21 protein-coding genes are annotated in these 17467 nt (G+C 50.4%); 12 read left to right on the plus strand and 9 right to left on the minus strand.

Annotated features, from left to right (window positions below):
* Positions 1–315 precede the first annotated feature (315 nt).
* Genes I2D83_RS17080 through fecE form a run of 4 tightly spaced genes read left to right on the plus strand, consistent with a single transcriptional unit; the run spans position 316 to position 3949 of the window.
* Entirely contained in the window at positions 316–1230 is a 915-nt protein-coding gene (locus I2D83_RS17080) for a Fe(3+) dicitrate ABC transporter substrate-binding protein FecB (RefSeq protein ID WP_181848151.1), read from the plus strand.
* Entirely contained in the window at positions 1227–2222 is a 996-nt protein-coding gene (gene fecC, locus I2D83_RS17085; protein WP_181845424.1) for an iron-dicitrate ABC transporter permease FecC, read from the plus strand. Before I2D83_RS17080 ends, fecC begins: the two co-directional genes overlap by 4 nt.
* Positions 2222–3181: a Fe(3+) dicitrate ABC transporter permease subunit FecD gene (gene fecD, locus I2D83_RS17090; RefSeq protein ID WP_205946970.1), complete on the plus strand. Its 960-nt coding sequence runs from the start codon at positions 2222–2224 to the stop codon at positions 3179–3181. Before fecC ends, fecD begins: the two co-directional genes overlap by 1 nt.
* Positions 3182–3949: a Fe(3+) dicitrate ABC transporter ATP-binding protein FecE gene (gene fecE / locus I2D83_RS17095; RefSeq protein WP_205946971.1), complete on the plus strand. Its 768-nt coding sequence runs from the start codon at positions 3182–3184 to the stop codon at positions 3947–3949.
* Positions 3950–4081: 132 nt separating this feature from the next.
* Here fecE and I2D83_RS17100 read toward each other — a convergent pair whose 3' ends face one another.
* The 3 genes from I2D83_RS17100 to I2D83_RS17110 all read right to left on the minus strand — a co-directional run bounded on the left by I2D83_RS17100 (position 4082) and on the right by I2D83_RS17110 (position 5317).
* Positions 4082–4384, minus strand: a complete 303-nt coding sequence (locus I2D83_RS17100; protein WP_205946972.1) for a YciI family protein — start codon at positions 4382–4384, stop codon at positions 4082–4084.
* 9 nt (positions 4385–4393) lie between these two features.
* A complete protein-coding gene (locus tag I2D83_RS17105; RefSeq protein WP_205946973.1) occupies positions 4394–4948 on the minus strand; it encodes an NAD(P)H-dependent oxidoreductase in 555 nt (184 codons plus the stop codon).
* Between the two features lie 99 nt (positions 4949–5047).
* Complete coding sequence (locus I2D83_RS17110) at positions 5048–5317, minus strand: SDR family oxidoreductase (protein WP_205946974.1); 270 nt, start codon at positions 5315–5317, stop codon at positions 5048–5050.
* A 200-nt stretch (positions 5318–5517) separates the two neighbouring features.
* On the opposite strand from I2D83_RS17110, the gene I2D83_RS22420 reads away from it, so the two are divergent.
* The 5 genes from I2D83_RS22420 (at position 5518) to I2D83_RS17130 (ending at position 8515) form a co-directional block, all read left to right on the plus strand.
* Positions 5518–5805: a LysR family transcriptional regulator gene (locus I2D83_RS22420; RefSeq protein WP_241007234.1), complete on the plus strand. Its 288-nt coding sequence runs from the start codon at positions 5518–5520 to the stop codon at positions 5803–5805.
* A gap of 38 nt (positions 5806–5843) precedes the next feature.
* Positions 5844–6491, plus strand: a complete 648-nt coding sequence (locus I2D83_RS17115) for a substrate binding domain-containing protein (protein ID WP_241007235.1) — start codon at positions 5844–5846, stop codon at positions 6489–6491.
* 174 nt (positions 6492–6665) lie between these two features.
* Positions 6666–7295: a glutathione S-transferase family protein gene (locus I2D83_RS17120; protein ID WP_205946975.1), complete on the plus strand. Its 630-nt coding sequence runs from the start codon at positions 6666–6668 to the stop codon at positions 7293–7295.
* A 326-nt stretch (positions 7296–7621) separates the two neighbouring features.
* Positions 7622–8101, plus strand: a complete 480-nt coding sequence (locus I2D83_RS17125) for an Hcp family type VI secretion system effector (protein WP_194429724.1) — start codon at positions 7622–7624, stop codon at positions 8099–8101.
* 75 nt (positions 8102–8176) lie between these two features.
* Positions 8177–8515: a hypothetical protein gene (locus I2D83_RS17130; RefSeq protein WP_194429723.1), complete on the plus strand. Its 339-nt coding sequence runs from the start codon at positions 8177–8179 to the stop codon at positions 8513–8515.
* A gap of 14 nt (positions 8516–8529) precedes the next feature.
* On the opposite strand, the gene I2D83_RS17135 is transcribed toward I2D83_RS17130, so the two are convergent.
* The gene (locus I2D83_RS17135; protein WP_194429722.1) at positions 8530–9324 is read right to left on the minus strand and encodes a DUF4225 domain-containing protein; all 795 of its coding nucleotides are present in this window, start codon (positions 9322–9324) and stop codon (positions 8530–8532) included.
* A 563-nt stretch (positions 9325–9887) separates the two neighbouring features.
* Between I2D83_RS17135 and mutS the strand changes: the two genes are divergently transcribed.
* Positions 9888–12452 carry a DNA mismatch repair protein MutS gene (gene mutS / locus I2D83_RS17140; RefSeq protein WP_205946976.1) on the plus strand — a complete coding sequence of 855 codons (2565 nt, stop codon included), beginning with the start codon at positions 9888–9890 and terminating at the stop codon, positions 12450–12452.
* A gap of 58 nt (positions 12453–12510) precedes the next feature.
* On the opposite strand, the gene nlpE is transcribed toward mutS, so the two are convergent.
* Positions 12511–13206, minus strand: coding sequence for an envelope stress response activation lipoprotein NlpE (gene nlpE / locus I2D83_RS17145; RefSeq protein ID WP_043881723.1), 696 nt, complete (start codon positions 13204–13206; stop codon positions 12511–12513).
* Positions 13207–13279: 73 nt separating this feature from the next.
* A complete protein-coding gene (locus I2D83_RS17150; RefSeq protein ID WP_182099276.1) occupies positions 13280–13834 on the minus strand; it encodes a YaeQ family protein in 555 nt (184 codons plus the stop codon).
* A 239-nt stretch (positions 13835–14073) separates the two neighbouring features.
* Here I2D83_RS17150 and I2D83_RS17155 point away from each other — a divergent pair, with 239 nt between their 5' ends.
* Positions 14074–14274, plus strand: a complete 201-nt coding sequence (locus tag I2D83_RS17155) for a YaeP family protein (RefSeq protein WP_010285748.1) — start codon at positions 14074–14076, stop codon at positions 14272–14274.
* Positions 14261–14521: a Rho-binding antiterminator gene (gene rof, locus I2D83_RS17160; protein ID WP_012773648.1), complete on the plus strand. Its 261-nt coding sequence runs from the start codon at positions 14261–14263 to the stop codon at positions 14519–14521. Before I2D83_RS17155 ends, rof begins: the two co-directional genes overlap by 14 nt.
* 149 nt (positions 14522–14670) lie before the next feature.
* On the opposite strand, the gene tilS is transcribed toward rof, so the two are convergent.
* The 3 genes from tilS to accA all read right to left on the minus strand — a co-directional run bounded on the left by tilS (position 14671) and on the right by accA (position 17455).
* Positions 14671–16005 carry a tRNA lysidine(34) synthetase TilS gene (gene tilS / locus I2D83_RS17165; protein ID WP_205946977.1) on the minus strand — a complete coding sequence of 445 codons (1335 nt, stop codon included), beginning with the start codon at positions 16003–16005 and terminating at the stop codon, positions 14671–14673.
* Complete coding sequence (locus tag I2D83_RS17170; protein ID WP_012773646.1) at positions 15995–16384, minus strand: VOC family protein; 390 nt, start codon at positions 16382–16384, stop codon at positions 15995–15997. Before I2D83_RS17170 ends, tilS begins: the two co-directional genes overlap by 11 nt.
* Before the next feature lie 111 nt (positions 16385–16495).
* Positions 16496–17455, minus strand: a complete 960-nt coding sequence (gene accA, locus I2D83_RS17175; RefSeq protein ID WP_012773645.1) for an acetyl-CoA carboxylase carboxyl transferase subunit alpha — start codon at positions 17453–17455, stop codon at positions 16496–16498.
* Positions 17456–17467 lie beyond the last annotated feature (12 nt).

Below are 17467 nucleotides of genomic sequence, written 5' to 3' on the forward strand. Positions count from 1 at the left end.
AATATTGCCTCACGCTTCCTCTGTCGTGGCGATTTCATCTGATGATTTAATTGTAATGAAAACCATTATCATATTAACATAGCGCCCCATTACTACTTTTAGCCATTGATAGCTGTTTTTATGTCTGACTATACCTCCCCTCTCTGTTGGTTTAGCGCTCGCATTACTACAGAACAACACTGGCGTGAACAACATCTCTCCAATAAAAACCCTAATACGGACCGCTCCGTACTTCCTACATTCAAAGGGCACCGAAATACTGCCCCGCACTCTTTGCTGGGAAAAAACCAGCTTCACTATTAATGGAGTTACGCTATGTTTGCTCTGATTCGCGTTGCCCTGATTGCAACACTTTGTCTGTTCGGATTAGGTCGCGCCAATGCCGTCACGGTGCAGGATGAACAAGGTTCCTTTACGCTAGATACGCCACCTCAACGCATTGTGGTGCTGGAACTGTCTTTTGCCGATGCGTTGGCTGCGATAGACGTCAGCCCAGTTGGCATTGCCGATGACAACGATCCCGATCGAATTATGGCCGATGTACGTGAACACATTAAACCCTGGCATTCCGTTGGCACACGCGCACAGCCAAGCCTGGAAGCTATCAGCGCACTGAAGCCAGATTTAATTATCGCCGACAGTAGCCGTCATAGCGGTATTTACACGGCGCTGAAGGCCATTGCGCCTGTGCTGCTGCTGAAATCGCGTAACGAAACCTATGAAGAAAACCTGCACTCTGCGGAGATCATCGGCAAAGTGCTGGGGAAAGACAGCGCGATGCAGGCTCGTCTCACCCAACACCGCGAAACCATGAAAACCTACGCCAACCAGCTTCCCAAAGGGACAAGTGTCGCCTTCGGTACTTCACGCGAGCAGCAGTTTAACCTGTACTCCAGCGAGGCCTACACTGGCAGCGTGCTGGCCGCACTCGGCCTGAGCGTGCCTAAACCGATTAACAATGCGCCAATGGCCTCCATCAATCTGGAACAGCTGTTGGCGATTAACCCGCAGTGGCTGATAGTGACGCACTACCGCGAAGAAAGTATCGTTAAACGCTGGCAGCAGGATGCGCTCTGGAACATGCTGGAAGCCCAGAAAAAACAACAGATTGCCGCCGTAGACAGTAACGCCTGGGCGCGGATGCGCGGTATTTTTGCTGCGGAACGCATCGGCAGCGACACGGTGAAGATTTTTAAGCATCAGCCCGTTAGCGTCAGCAGCGAGCAATGAGGCAAGATTTTCATCCGTTCTGGCGTTGGGGATTGCCGATAGCGGCACTGCTGGGCGTGTTCTGGCTCAGCCTGTTCTGTTATTCCGCGATCCCCATTCCCGCATTGAGCGCCGTCAAGGCGCTGATAACCGGCTCGCCTTCTTCACTACCCGAGGCGCTAGTGCTCAACTTGCGTCTGCCACGCAGTCTGGTTGCCATTCTGATCGGCGCCAGCCTGGCACTGTCCGGCGCTCTGCTCCAAACCCTGACTCATAATCCTCTGGCCTCACCTTCTCTGCTCGGTATTAATAGCGGCGCAGCGCTGGCGATGGCACTGACCAGCGCCTTCAGTTCTTCACTTTCCGGTTACCCTATCGCCTTTGTTGCCGCTGGCGGTGGCGGCCTGTGCTGGCTGGTCGTCATGGCTGCTGGCGGCGGCTGGCGACAAACGCTCGACCGTAATCGGCTGATTCTGGCGGGTGTTGCGCTTTCCGCCCTGTGTATGGCCTTAACGAGGATCACGCTCCTGCTGGCGGAAGATCACGCCTATGGCATTTTTTACTGGCTGGCGGGGGGCGTATCGCACGCGCGCTGGGTGGAATTCTGGCAACTCTTCCCGTTTGTCATTACCGTCACGCCCGTTGTTCTGTTGATGGCTAACCAGCTTAATCTGCTGAATATCGGTGATGTCAGCGCCCATACGCTGGGCGTCAACTTAGGTCGGCTGCGCCTCATCCTCAATCTGGCAGTGCTGCTTTTAGTGGGCGCCTGCGTGAGTGTGGCCGGTCCGGTGGCGTTTATCGGCCTGTTGATACCGCATCTGGCGCGTTTCTGGATCGGTTACGATCAGAGAAAACTGCTCCCTATGAGCATGTTGATGGGCGCAGCGTTTATGTTACTGGCCGATCTGCTCGCCCGCGCACTCGCCTGGCCGGGCGAGCTGCCAGCCGGCGCAGTATTGGCGCTCATTGGCGCCCCCTGTTTCGTCTGGCTGGCAAGGAGGCGAGGATAATGCGCCCCGTTATTGTGTTTATTTCAATCACACTGCTCCTACTGACGATCAGCATTCTGTCGCTGCGCCTGGGAGCCATTCCGCTGCCGTGGTCGGCGCTGATGAGCGGCTGGTACAGTGCCAACGAACATCATTATGTGCTGACGCAGTATCGTCTGCCACGTGTGCTGCTGGCGCTGTTTGTCGGCGCGGCGCTAGCCATTTCCGGCGTGTTGGTGCAAGGCATTGTACGTAACCCGCTGGCATCACCGGATATTCTCGGAGTGAACCACGCGGCGAGTCTGACGACCGTCAGCGTACTGATGCTGGTACCTGCACTGCCGGTGATTTGGCTACCGCTTCTCGCGTTCATCGGCGGCATCGCTGGGCTACTGCTGCTGAGACTGATCGCGGGAGCGTCATCCCCGATGCGGCTGGCGCTTATCGGCGTCGCGCTGTCCGCCACTTGGGCAAGTGTCACCGATTACCTGATTCTCTCGCGACCGCAGGATATCAACAACGCGCTGCTGTGGCTGACGGGTAGCCTGTGGGGACGCGACTGGTCATTCGTCATGGTCGCGTTGCCTGTCCTCTGCGTGCTGATTCCGCTCAGCCTGCGATTTTGCCGCGATCTGGATCTCCTGGCGCTGGGCGACGACCGCGCCAGTACGCTGGGCGTCAACATCAGGCGCATCCAGTTCTGGGGACTGGCGCTCGCCGTCGCGCTCGCCGCAACCAGCGTAGCCGTCTGCGGCCCCATCGGCTTTATCAGCCTCGTGGTGCCACATCTCATTCGCTACTTAGTGGGAGGACGGCACCGCTGGCTCCTCCCAGCTTCTGCTATTGCTGGTGCGCTGGTTCTGCTGCTTGCCGATCTGCTGGCACGCACGATAAACCCACCGATGGAATTACCCGCTGGGGTACTCACTGCCATTATCGGCGCCCCTTGGTTTTTTTGGCTTCTTGTGAGAATGCGCTAAATGGAACTGACAACACAAAACCTGACGGCGGGCTATGGCGACAAACGCATTCTTGACGAGCTGTCACTGTCGTTACCCGCCGGAAAAATTACCGCCCTGCTCGGCCCCAACGGCTGCGGCAAATCAACTCTGTTGAAGTGCTTCGCCAAACTGCTTACCCCGGAATCCGGCGCGATTGAGCTCAACGGCAAACCACTCTCTGCATTCTCTGCCCGCCAACTCTCGCGTCATCTGGCGCTATTGCCGCAGCAGCACTTGACGCCAGAAGGGATCACCGTGCGTGACCTGGTAGCCTACGGGCGTAGCCCCTGGCTATCGCTATGGGGACGACTATCACAGGACGATCGCCAGCGCGTACAGCGTGCGATGGAGAAAACGCACATCGTCGACCTCGCCGACAAACGATTAACCGACTTGTCCGGGGGACAACGTCAGCGGGCATTTCTGGCAATGCTGCTGGCACAGGATACCCCCGTCGTCCTGCTCGATGAACCGACCACCTACCTCGATATCAATCATCAGGTTGAGTTAATGAAACTACTGCGTGAACTCAATCAGGCTGGCAAAACGGTCGTAACCGTCCTGCACGATCTGAATCAGGCCAGCCGCTACTGCGATCATCTGGTAATGCTGGCGGGTGGGCGCGTGATAGCGCAGGGATCGCCGCATGAGGTCATGACGCCGACATTACTACAGCAGGTGTTCAGCATTGATGCGGAGATCCACGCAGAACCCGTATCAGGGCAGCCGATGTGCGTGGTGCGGTAACGCCCCCAATCAGTCTACACCGTAAAAATAAAAGACCGCGCGGCCAGCACCGCAGCGGTCTTTACGTTATTGGCATCATCATTCAAGCGCGTTTGCGCCCGACTTAAGACATGCGGCGGGGAAAACCTGACGTTATCTTCCTTCAAACTGCTTAATATTATCCGCAACAAAGATAGCGTTAAATTCATGGACATCATAATTAGCCAAATCTAACGGGTAATAGACATCCTCGGCGAGGATTTTTTCTAAAGCGTCCCGATTTTCCGCCTGTGCAATAATGACACCCGCGTGCTCTTTATCTTGATAAGGGCCAAGAATTAAAAAATTGCCTTCTTTAAAATATTTGGCGAACCAGTGACGATGCTGTTCGAAACGCTGATCCGCTGTCTTGTCATCAGTATGGCTGTCTTTTAGAGAAATATTAATCAGGAACATATCGCCACCTCAAAGGCTGTTTATTTTTTCGATGAGTTTTTCTGCATGCGCTAGCGCACGTACCCGCATATCAACGCGCTGCTCTTCGTTTTTAGCAATATAAGAGAGATTTCCCGTATATATATGCCCCGCCCATTCCATTCTACAGAGATTAGCAAACTGCTTGAGCGGCGGAAGGAAATCCTCTATTGGATAGTTTTGTATTCCACCATATTGATACATGCTTTCTGGCGCGCCCGATGTAAAGGAAAGGAGTAGTTTCTTTCCCTTCACTTTATCGCCAGTAGCGCCATGTGAAAAACCATGAACAAATACATCTTCAATCCATTTCTTCATTAATGAAGGAACGCCGTACCAAAAGAAAGGGAATTGCAGGACGATAATATCAGCATTCATCAATCGTTCCTGCTCTTTAGGAATATCGAAAACATAGCTGGGATAGAGCTTATCCAGGTGAATCTGTCTCGCATCCGGAAGAGTCTGTTCCAGATTATCCAGAATAATTTTATTAGCAAAAGAGTTATCTAAATCGGTATGCCCGGAAATAATCAGTACATTTTTCATATAGCATTCTTTTTCAAAATGACATTCATAAATTTAATAGAGTAAGCCCTTATTCTCGCGAGAGGGCTTCTTGTACAGCAGTGATAGATATTTGGCCTACTATGCGGCAAACCCACCATCAACCGCATAGTCAGAACCCGTCACAAAACTGGCTTCTTCTGAAGCCAGAAATGAAACCACATACGCGACATCTTCAGCTATATAAGCAATCCGCGAATTTTGTTTTGCTGATTCTTTTAATGCGTCGATGTTGCGCCCCAGAATCACGACATGACAGCCATGATCGGCCAAATGCTTAGCAATTGTGCGCCCAATGCCAGAACCGCCTCCGGTAACCAAAGCGACTTTATCATTAAATTTTGCACTCATGATTCACTCATATCCTGTCGATCGCTTGAACATAATTGTCTCAGTATCATAAACGGTCATTTATCGATGTTAAGGCCACATTGGGTTGAACGATCATTAACTTAAGGTTGTTAGTGATCGCCCTGATAACGCGTTATAATTTATGTCCAAATGAATTAAATTCAATTAATATCAAACAGTTAACCTAAGGTAAAATGCAAATGGAACTCTCTCAGCATGTCCGGGCCATTTTATCGTTTGTCGAAGCTGCTGATGCCGGGAGCTTTGCTGCTGCGTCCCGCCAGCTAAAAATAAGCCCGGCGGCAGTGAGCAAAAATATCGCCAATCTTGAGAAGGTTCTTGGGGTGCGCCTAATGAACAGGACAACAAGAAGGTTGGCATTAACAAAAGAAGGAACCGTATTTCTTGAGCAAGCCCGCATTGCGTTGGGTGCGTTAGAGAACGCCGTTGATATGATCGTCACCGAAAAGCTGGAACAGCTCATGTAAAAATTTCAACGAGCGCAGCGTTTGGCGCTGAATTTATCGTGCCTGAGCTTCCAGCATTAATGAATCAATATTCTAATTTGACGGTAGAAGTAGATTTTGATGATAGGGTGACGGACTTAGTCAATGATGGATATGACATCGTTATTCGAGGCGGTCGAATTATTGATTCTTCACTGATATCAAGACCTATTTGCCAAATGAATACCATTCTTGTTGCCTCCCCCGATTACCTTAATAAATATGGCATCCCCAACACTCCCGCTGAACTTAAAAACCACGTGCTGATTGCGAGAAAATTCCTTAGCGGCCGCCTCTCTCCCTGGGGATTTAAAGCAAAAGATAATAGTATGAGTTTTATTGAACCCACCGGCGCAAAAATTACGCTTTCCGAGCCAGCATCATTAGCACGATTAGCCGCGTTAGGATTAGGTATTGCTCAGGTAGGTGTTCACAATGCCATACCATATTTAGCGGCGGGAAAGCTGAAAATTGTGCTATTTGACCAACATGATGCAGGCAGCTACGAGATGGTCATTCAATATCCGCACCGGGCATGGATTGCCCCACGAGTGCAAATCACCGTTGAATATTTATTGGGTCAGCTTAAAAACAATAAAACCTTAAATGTACCTCTCACATCTCTGTCTCAATATTGCGTCGGCAATTCTCCCGATGACGTTTCGTAAGTACACCAGCAGTGCAGCCATCTCATAAAAATATTTATGCCCCCTCGAAAATAGCTTTGTTAGCCGCAAACCACCGAAACCGCTACTCTGCGTATATTGCATGGAATCAATGCACGTAGTGGAAACAACATCATGGCGATTAACTCAAACCACCCGAATTTAAGGAAGAGTAGTATGGGATTAAAATTACACCATCTTAATGATTCACGGTCTGTTCGTATCCTCTGGTTGCTTGAGGAAGCGGGGATACCTTATGAGCTTGTCAGATATCAGCGGGATGAAAAAACGCATCTGGCACCAGCCTCATTGAGAGCGATACATCCGTTAGGTAAATCACCGTTGATTGAAGAAGATGGAAAAATCATCGCAGAATCCGGCGCTATCGTTGAATACCTGATCAATCGCCATGCAAAACACCTGGCCCCGGATGCAAGCGCGGCCGAATACATTGACTATCTTCAGTGGATACACTTTGCAGAAAGCTCCGCCATGCTTCCGGTTTTATTGAAGATCTTTGGCGAGTTTGAAAAAAATACGGGCACCACGCTGAATTTCCTCGAAGGTTACGCTGACAACGAATTCGAGAAAGTCTTTTCATTCTTAGACGATTCGCTATCTTCACGGGAATTTATCGTGGGCGATAAGCTGAGCGGCGCGGATATTATGCTGGGCTTCGTTATTAATATTGCCGTCGAGCGACTCGCTTCCAGAGAGCGATTCCCGAATATTCAGCGCTACTCACAGCGCCTGAAAAACCTGCCGAGCTGGCAAAAAACTCAGGTCATTGAATCACGCGCAGAATAAGGGATCAGCGCGAGGCATCACGCCATTGGGAATACTTGCGTACCGCCTCGCGCGACCAGACTATTGTAGAAAACTGGCCCCTCTTATCTTTTTCACACTGATAAACTAGCCCAATATAAAGAGTTGTACAGTCCCTCCTGCTCTCCTCTGGTTAGTTAAGTTAAAAATAATTAGCATGTTAATCACTTCAGAAATCAATCATGCTGAGTGATATACACCACACGATAACCACTATTGACTCATTGATTAAAAAATGTAGAAATTACCCACCCATAAGGAAAAAGGATTTATGGGGCAGGATTATGGATAACATTAGGGAATAAATAATGGCAAATTTGATCTATCTAAAACTCACTGGCATCAAACAAGGTCTTATCTCTGCGGGCTGTTCAAGTGCAGACTCGATTGGCAATAAATATCAGATTTCCCATGAAGATGAGATTTTTGTTTATGAGTTAATGAATCGAATAACTCGGCAGGATAATGTTTCCCTCAATCCTGTGGAAATCAGAAAACCGATAGATAAGGCAACGCCTCTTCTGGCACAGGCATTAGGTGATAACGAAAAACTAACCTGTGAATTCCTGTTCTACAGGACCTCTCAAGCGGGTGGCAACGAACTCTATTTTAAAATGGTGCTAAGAGACGCCATTATCAATGACATTCAGTTTTTCTATCCTAACTCATTAACACATAATGAAACCCAGCCACAGGAAAGCATTTCGTTCAAGTTTGCATCAATCGAATGGGAGCATGTGGTAGCAAGAACCAGTTCTTTCCTCTTATGGACTGATTCAGCTTACTAATACATAACGGTGGGCGATAGTGTTAACATATTGCTACGCCCTATAAAGTATAATAAAAGTTAGGAGAAAAAAACCATGAATGACCAAGAGATAGAGAAAGAACTCTTAGAGAATGGTTTCACACAGAATGATATTAACTTCATGAGAAAAATAATCTCTCGTGGTGGGGATAGTGAAGAGACACTATTGATGTTAATGCACACACTAAAAAGCAGATTTCACACCGGATGCTTTTTATGCGTTGTTCTAATCGCTATATTTATAGCAATCCTGATTATAAGAAATGACATTATTGTCATCTCGGTATATTTTTCATTCACACTTATTTTTGTTTTTCTTATCTATTATATTACCCCAATGAACTTAGCATACAAATCATACTCCTATCTAAAGAAAAAAGAAAAAACGGGCTAATCTAGCCCATTATCTTAAAGAGAGTCATCTTTATATATATAAGACATTATTCGTATCTTATTTCCAGCCCCGATCATCTTCAACATCAGTGATGCTCTGCTCATCGTATTTATTTTTCTATAATAATCGCTTGGAATATATCGAAAAAGCCTCCAAGCATCGGGTTTTAGTGTTAATTTTACGATGCCATAGAATGAAGTGACAAGATCGACTGAATGATAAGCTAACAGGCCTGATTTTTTATCAAACCCCAAAAATTCTGCTGTACGTATATAACCAGACTTCATAAATCCAATTTCATTATCATTCCCAATAAGATGGAAAAAACTCTCTATGGATGAACTTGCACCAGTGAAGGCAATGTGAGCACCAATAAACCTCCCAATATATGTTGTTGCACCAGCAAGAATACCAAATCCAGAAACAAACTGAGCACCACCAACCATCACACCAATTGCATTTATTGTATAACCAATTTCCTTCTCTCTTTTCTCCATGTTGATGGTAATAAATACCTTGGCTTTCTCAAGAGAAAGCATTGTTCCTTGTCTTTCAATATTGGCACATTCTTCCTTAATGTTATTAATAGCAATCTGACACTCCGATGAGCTACTGGCATTTCTAACGATGTCCAGATTTCCATTGGAAAAACGCCGAATTTCATCCTCAAATTTTGCTTTAAGAAAAAGATCGTTAATATGGCGAGAGGAAACAATTCTGGCCGTTTTCATTAGATCAAACGCGGCGGCCTGAGCCATAGCCAAAAAATATTGATTATTAACACTATTTCTATTTAGGTAATTGTCCATATCTCGCATCCTTGACGTTAAAGAACATTGATAACCATCATCCATTCCCTTGGTTATCTGTTTTGCTAATCAGCTAACTTTCAGCCCTTCGGCTCAATCCGTTACTTTCTCAATTCCTGACGAGCCAGTTGTTTGAACCCATTGCCGATGGCTAACATCTTCTTTTGCTACTGCAATCTTACCCTATGGTTGACTGCGCTATTGGGCAGAAATGTCGCCCATTATAAGCTCAATAACATTGATTGTTCCCCGACTTGACTCAACCCTCACCTCGTTGACCTTATGCCTTTTCCAGACAAACTTGCGAGCCGCCTCGCGCGCCTGAGCAATAGAGGAAAAATCGCATACGCATCCCGGTCCCAGTCTGGTAACGTCGTCTGACGCCAAATAACGGCCACCAGTGATAAGATAGCGCATTCGCGGGTGATGTTTTTCATCTGCCAGCCAGTATACTTCTGGCATTCAATTTCAATGCTCAGGTGGCTAACCATCAGCAAGGTTGACCATCCAACCCTGCGCCATCACCTGAACAAACAAAAGCGTTAAGACTGAGTAAAATCACTATGAAAGATTCTACCGACAAGGACTTCACCGCCCACACGCCCATGATGCAGCAGTACTTTAGGTTAAAGGCTGAGCATCCGGAAATCCTGCTGTTTTACCGCATGGGTGATTTCTACGAACTGTTCTATGACGATGCCAAGCGGGCTTCCCAACTGCTGGACATTTCGCTGACGAAGCGCGGCGCCTCCGCAGGGGAGCCGATACCGATGGCGGGCGTCCCTCATCACGCTGTTGAAAACTACCTTGCCAGATTGGTGCAGATGGGCGAATCCGTCGCTATCTGTGAACAGATCGGCGATCCGGCCACCAGCAAAGGTCCGGTAGAACGTAAAGTCGTACGTATCGTCACGCCGGGAACCATCAGCGACGAAGCACTCTTGCAGGAAAAGCAGGATAACCTGCTGGCAGCGATCTGGCAGGATAATCGGGGATTCGGCTATGCCACTCTGGATATCAGCTCAGGGCGCTTTCGTGTGAGCGAGCCGACCGATCGGGAAACCATGGCGGCCGAACTACAGCGCACCAACCCGGCGGAGTTACTCTACCCGGAATCCTTTGAGTCCATGGATTTGATCGAGAACCGCCACGGACTTCGCCGTCGTCCTCTGTGGGAGTTTGAACCAGATACCGCACGCCAGCAGCTTAACCTGCAATTTGGCACCCGCGATCTGACCGGTTTCGGCGTAGAGCAGGCCAAGCTCGCATTACGGGCCGCCGGTTGCCTGCTGCAATACGCGAAAGACACCCAGCGTACCTCGCTGCCGCATATCCGTGGGATTACCATGGAGCGCCAGCAGGACGGCATCATCATGGATGCGGCCACCCGCCGCAACCTTGAACTGACGCAAAATCTGTCCGGCGGCGTGGAAAATACGCTGGCTGCCGTGCTGGACTGCACTGTAACCGCCATGGGCAGCCGGATGCTGAAACGCTGGATTCATATGCCCAGCCGCGATATTGATGCGTTGCAACAGCGCCAGCAGGCTATCAGCGCGTTGCAGGACATCACGCCCGATCTGCAACCCTATCTGCGACAGGTCGGCGATCTGGAGCGTATTCTGGCGCGACTCGCGTTGCGCACGGCACGCCCACGCGATCTGGCACGCATGCGCCACGCTTTCCAACAGTTTCCCGATATTCGTGAGCAGCTTGCACCGCTGGAGATTGACTCCGTTCGTCGTCTGGTCAGCCTGATTGGACAATTTGATGAACTACGCGACTTGCTGGAACGCGCGGTTGTCGAAGCACCACCCGTGCTGGTTCGTGACGGTGGCGTCATCGCGCCGGGCTACAATGCGGAACTGGACGAGTGGCGTGCGCTGGCCGATGGTGCCAGCGATTATCTGGATCGTCTGGAAATTCGTGAACGAGAAAAACTGGGACTCGATACGCTGAAAGTCGGCTTTAATGGCGTACACGGCTATTACATTCAGGTAAGCCGTGGCCAAAGCCATCTGGTGCCGATCCACTATGTACGCCGCCAGACGCTGAAAAATGCCGAACGCTACATCATCCCCGAACTGAAAGAGTACGAAGATAAGGTTCTGACCTCGAAGGGCAAAGCGCTAGCGTTGGAAAAAGCGCTCTATGATGAGCTGTTCGATCTGCTGCTGCCACATCTGGCCGAGCTTCAACAAAGCGCAGCCGCGCTGGCTGAGTTGGATGTCCTGACGAATCTGGCCGAACGTGCCGATACGCTGAATTACGTTTGCCCAACGCTGAGTGATAAACCCGGTATCAAAATCACGGGCGGCCGTCACCCTGTCGTCGAGCAGGTGCTTCGTGAGCCATTTATTTCGAACCCCCTGTCGCTGTCGCCACAGCGTCGTATGCTGATTATCACTGGCCCGAACATGGGCGGTAAAAGTACCTATATGCGTCAGGCCGCACTGATTGTGCTGATGGCGCACATCGGCTGCTTTGTGCCTGCGGATCAGGCGGTTATTGGCCCCGTCGATCGTATTTTCACTCGCGTGGGGGCCGCGGACGATCTGGCATCTGGACGCTCTACCTTTATGGTGGAAATGACGGAAACGGCGAACATTCTGCACAACGCCACGGAAAACAGCCTGGTATTGATGGACGAAATCGGTCGTGGAACTTCAACCTACGACGGCCTGTCACTGGCTTGGGCCTGTGCCGAAAATCTGGCGAACCGCATCAAAGCCATGACGCTGTTTGCAACGCACTACTTTGAGCTGACCACCCTGCCGGAAAAAATGGAAGGTGTGGTGAATGTTCACTTAGATGCACGCGAACACGGCGATACCATTGCCTTCATGCACAGCGTACAAGACGGTGCGGCCAGCAAAAGTTATGGTCTTGCCGTTGCCGCTCTGGCTGGCGTACCGAAAGAAGTGATTAAGCGCGCACGCCAGAAACTGAAGGAGCTGGAAACGTTGTCGAATAATGCGTCATCCAGCCATATTGATGGTGCGCAGTTGGCGCTGCTGGGCAATGATGAGCCGTCTCCGGCCATTGAAGCGCTGGAAGCCATCGACCCTGATGTGCTCACGCCACGTCAGGCGCTCGATTGGCTTTATCAGCTAAAGAAAATGCTCTAGCGCGTAATCGATACAAAAAAGGCACTGAGAATCAGTGCCTTTTCTTTTTAACGCAGCGTTAATCTATTTGTGTATCGCAGTTTGCTCGTGCTCTCATACGTGCTTTATCGCTGCCGTTAGGGACCACAGCCTTCACCATCTGCCCTTCTTCCATCGACGGAATCACGGCAAAGTGCGCAGTAAGAACAAGTAATACCGGTTCAGCGGCTTTATCTCTCACGCGAAAATATTGTCTCTCCAACTCCGCGCTATCATCCATCACAAAGGTCTTTCCTGTCGCACAATCAGAGAAGGTCGCGACGTCCGCCATATAACGGTACATTCCCTTCATTACCATCGGCGTGTTTGGCAAAGGCTGCTCGGTTGCCGTCAGTTGACGAGGAAGGGATGAGTTGATGGGCAAACCTTGCTGATCCAGCATTTCAAGTGAGTTGTCGACTGGGCGGAAGTAACGTTTTTCACCCGCGCTATCCGTCAACACCAGCTTATCCGCAGTACGGCGCCACTGCCCATAGGAGGCAAACGTGTTGTTACCCTCTCGCGTTGTTTGGTACTGCTCGCGCAGAACAAACGTGCCATCTTTTTCCAAAAACAGTGACGTATCAATCCCCCCGCAGTCCGCACAGGGTAAAACGCCACGATAACTTTGCGCCATTGGTTTAAGGGGCTCTTCCTGAACTTGTGAACGGGTATGGCACCCGATCAACCCAGAAATCCCTGCAATCAACAGCACACCGATAGCCAGTTTTTTCATCATTATTTTCCTGCCGTCTCTGCCCTGTTTTTATCGTTCTTACTCAATGTCCTGGAACGTGTCCGGTCTGTTATCATCCCTGAGTCTGAGGAATTTTCCACTCAGAAAATGCTATTTCCAGACTATTCTTATCGTCAGACAACCAGATCGTTCCTTCCTGTATCGTTGCCTGCAATGCCATCGTGCGCGCGGCCAGTCCGGCAAGCTGAGCCAGTTGATTATCATCCAAAAAGCGAATGGCCAGATTCTTGTACCCGGAAACCTTACTCGATATCGCACTCCACCAGACCTGTGCCGCGCGCTCGCTGTAAGCGTATAGCACTACGGCGCGGGACTGGTTGCAGGCTTTCTTCAGCCGCTTTTCATCCGGCAAGCCTAGCTCAATCCACAATTCCAGTTCCATCGTATCGTTGCGTCGCCAGATTTCTGGCTCGTCATCGGCACTGAGCCCTTTGGTAAAGCGTAGGTTTTCATCAGCATGGCAAATCCACGCTAAAAGCCGCAGCATCATGCGCTGCTCCGTTTCAGACGGATGCTGCGCTATCGTCAGGTTCGCGTCGTGAAAAAAATTCCGATCCATATCGGCAATATTGATTGCTGCTTTGTAAACCGTTGCTTTTAGTGCCATCAGTAACCTCGTCGTTATTCCCTTTAGTTTACTTGAGTTAGCGCCATCCTCACAGTAAAGGTGATATCTGCCACGTAACTGATAGATTAGGCCTCTAAGGACTACTGATATCCTGTTAGTGCCTATGCTATAGTCGGTTTGATAAATAGAGTTTATCTTCGTAGGCTTACAACATCGCGCACCGCAACAGGTGATGATGCATGAATATCTACCGAGCTAAGCTTTCAAGGGAGGATATAGTGCAAGAATACTGTGAATTAGTACGTCGCTTATACGCAGAGATCGCCAGTGGCGATCTGGGCTATATACCCGATTCGCTGGGTTGTGTTTTGAAAACCCTGGATGGCATTGCCGCGAATGATGCGCTGCCATCCTCCGTCAGGGAACAGGCTGCTTTTGCCGCCGCTAACTTATTGGTGAGTGATTATGTCAATGAGTAATGAATATCAACCCATCAACTGTGATGATTACGACAGCCTGGAAGCCACTTGTCAGCAGAATCTGACGCTGACGCTGGAACTACGCAATGGTGAAGTTGTGACCGGTAAAGCCAGTGACATGATCTCCCGTAAGCAGGTCGAATATCTGGTGATCGAAGCCTCCGGTGCAACGCGCGAACTGCGCCTCGACCACATCGTCAGTTTTAGTCATCCTGAAATCGGGAAGGTCGTCGTCAGCGAATCCTGACAGACCTCTCCTTTCATTCAGCGGCAAACGCTGAACAAACGCTTCCAAAACGGACAACGCAGGTTGTCCGTTTTTATTTCAGCACGTGTCCGCGTCAGCTTTTATCCAGACCGCTTTAGCTTTTTCCCAAGCCTTATTTTTCCCAAGCCTTATCTTTCCCAAACAACGTGCCATACGGGCTGATGTTCTCTCACCTGCCCTTCACGCGTGACGAACCGTCCCACGGCCGCAATCAGTTGCTCGTTGTAAAACACCAGTGGTGTGTGGTCGCGCCACCAGGGCGGAACGCCCAGTTCCTGCCACAGTTTCTTGATGTGCCGCCCGTGGGCTCTGCCGACAATATGCACGGTTCCCTGGGTCGAAAAGCGGATGCTCACCGCCTCACCGTTTTCTGGCGCACGAACTGCCATCCCGTTATCGGCCAACCGCAGCGTGCCGAGATTGTCGGGGAGCGATAGCGAGCATGACGTCGGCTGCCACGGCAGAATGCAGTCCTGTAGCGAGGTCATCAGCGGCAACAGGTAGAGATGCTGACGAAAACGGCGGATTTGCAGCTGATGTAACTGCAATATCGGTTCCGCATCCTGACGGCTCATCGCGACCTCATCCCAGAGTCGTTGCAGCTGTTCACGCGAGGGCATCGTCGCCCCTTGCTGCGCCAGCCAACGACGCAGCAGCGCAAAACGACGCACCGGGCTTAGCGGCACCAGACCGTCAATGCTCAGCGCCCCATCCGGCTGACATAACGTCTGTAATGATTCCTCCAGCAACTCATCGAGTAATTGTTCCTGTTCGGCACACAGCTCAGCGCTACGCGCTACTGCGGAGGAGAAATGCGGCCAGCGCTGCGTCAAACGCGGTAAAATCTGGCGGCGTAGAAAATTGCGGTCGAAACGCTCATCCTGATTGCTGTCATCTTCAATCCAGTGAAGCTGATGCCGCTGCGCATACGCTTCCAACTGCAAACGAGAAAACCCCAGCAGCGGACGAATGAGACGATGCTGCCCCAGCGTACTTTGTGCCGCCATCGCAGACAATCCGGCAGGCCCGCTTCCGCGTTTAAGCGCCAGCAAAAACGTTTCGCTCTGGTCATCAAGATGCTGCGCCGTCAGCAAGGTTTCTCCCTCTTGCAGATGCGCTTGCAGTGCCTGATAACGCGCTGTTCTGGCAGCCGCTTCAATACCGCCGTTCTGCGCCTCAACCACCACTGGCAGCGAGGCAAACGACACCCCCCAGCGTTCACACTGCTGACGACAATGTTCAGCCCAGCTATCTGCCAGCGGGTTTAAGCCGTGATGGATGTAAGCCGCGCGAATAGCCAGCCCAGAACGCCGACGTACAGCCACCAGCAGATGCAGCAACACGCTGGAGTCCAAACCACCGCTGTAGGCCAGCAGGAACGACCCGCATCCCGCCGTTTGTGCCACGATCGTCTGGAGCAATCCATCGTCAGGTTCAGTGCAGTTCACAACATCAGATCTCATACAGTTCTAAGGGCAAGCCGTCAGGATCGGAGAAAAACGTAAAGCGCTGCTGCGTTTCAGGATCGATCCGTACGGGTTCGCAAATAACGCCAGATTGCTCCAACGAGGCGACGGCCTGTTCAACGTCAGCCACGGCAAAAGCCAGATGGCGCAGGCCACAGGCTTCTGGCCGACTCACGCGTGCAGGTGAATGGGGGAAAGAAAATAGCTCGATGGTATAACGCCCATTTAGAGAGAGATCCCCTTTCCACGACTGTCGCGCATCACGGTAAACCTCATGGTTCAACGTAAACCCCAGCACATCACAATAAAACGCCTTGCTACGTTCATAGTCAGAGGCAATAACCGCAATGTGATGGACATCAAGCAACTTCAGCATGCTTCACCCCCTCATAGCAAAAAATCCGCTGTCATTTCTGACAACGGATTTTCAGAGTAACGCCAGAATCGCCTGATTTATAATACTGCAATCAATCAGACAATCACGCTATCAGCAGTAACCATAGTTCATCAAACGCTGATAACGGCGGTTTAGCAGTTCTTCTTCCGTCAGACCGTCGAGGTCGAGCAAATCGGCCAGCAGTTGCGCTTTCAGCGACTCGGCCATTGCCGGGACGTTACGGTGCGCCGAACCCAGCGGTTCAGGAATCACGGTGTCGATCAGCTTCAGCTCTTTCAGACGCGGCGCAATGATACCCATCGCTTCCGCTGCCAGCGGCGCTTTATCCGCACTCTTCCACAGGATAGATGCACAGCCTTCCGGTGAAATAACCGAGTAGGTGCTGTACTGCAACATGTTGACCTTGTCGCCCACGCCGATAGCCAACGCACCGCCGGAACCACCTTCACCGATAACGGTACAGATGATTGGCACTCGCAGCGTCGACATTTCACGCAGGTTGCGTGCAATCGCTTCAGACTGACCGCGTTCTTCCGCGCCAACGCCCGGATAGGCGCCCGGCGTATCGATAAAGGTAATGATCGGCATCTTGAAGCGTTCGGCCATTTCCATCAGGCGCAACGCTTTGCGATAGCCTTCCGGTGCTGGCATGCCGAAGTTACGACGAATTTTTTCTTTGGTTTCACGTCCTTTCTGATGACCAATGATCATCACCGGACGCCCATCCAAACGGGCAATCCCACCGACAATGGCTTTGTCATCGGCATAGGCGCGATCGCCAGCCAATTCATCAAAGTCAGTAAAGATGTGCTTAATATAATCAAGCGTATAAGGACGTTGTGGATGGCGCGCTAACTGCGCAACCTGCCAAGCGCCTAAATCAGCGAAGATTTTACGCGTCAATTCAACGCTCTTCTCACGCAGGCGCTGGACTTCTTCGTCCAGATTAATATCCAATTTTTCGTCTTGACGGCTGACTGCGGTCAGCGAGTCAATTTTCGCTTCCAACTCTGCAATCGGCTGCTCAAAATCAAGAAAATTCAGACTCATAGTATTCCTATA

The organism is Pectobacterium aroidearum (assembly GCF_015689195.1).
Lineage (GTDB): Bacteria > Pseudomonadota > Gammaproteobacteria > Enterobacterales > Enterobacteriaceae > Pectobacterium > Pectobacterium aroidearum.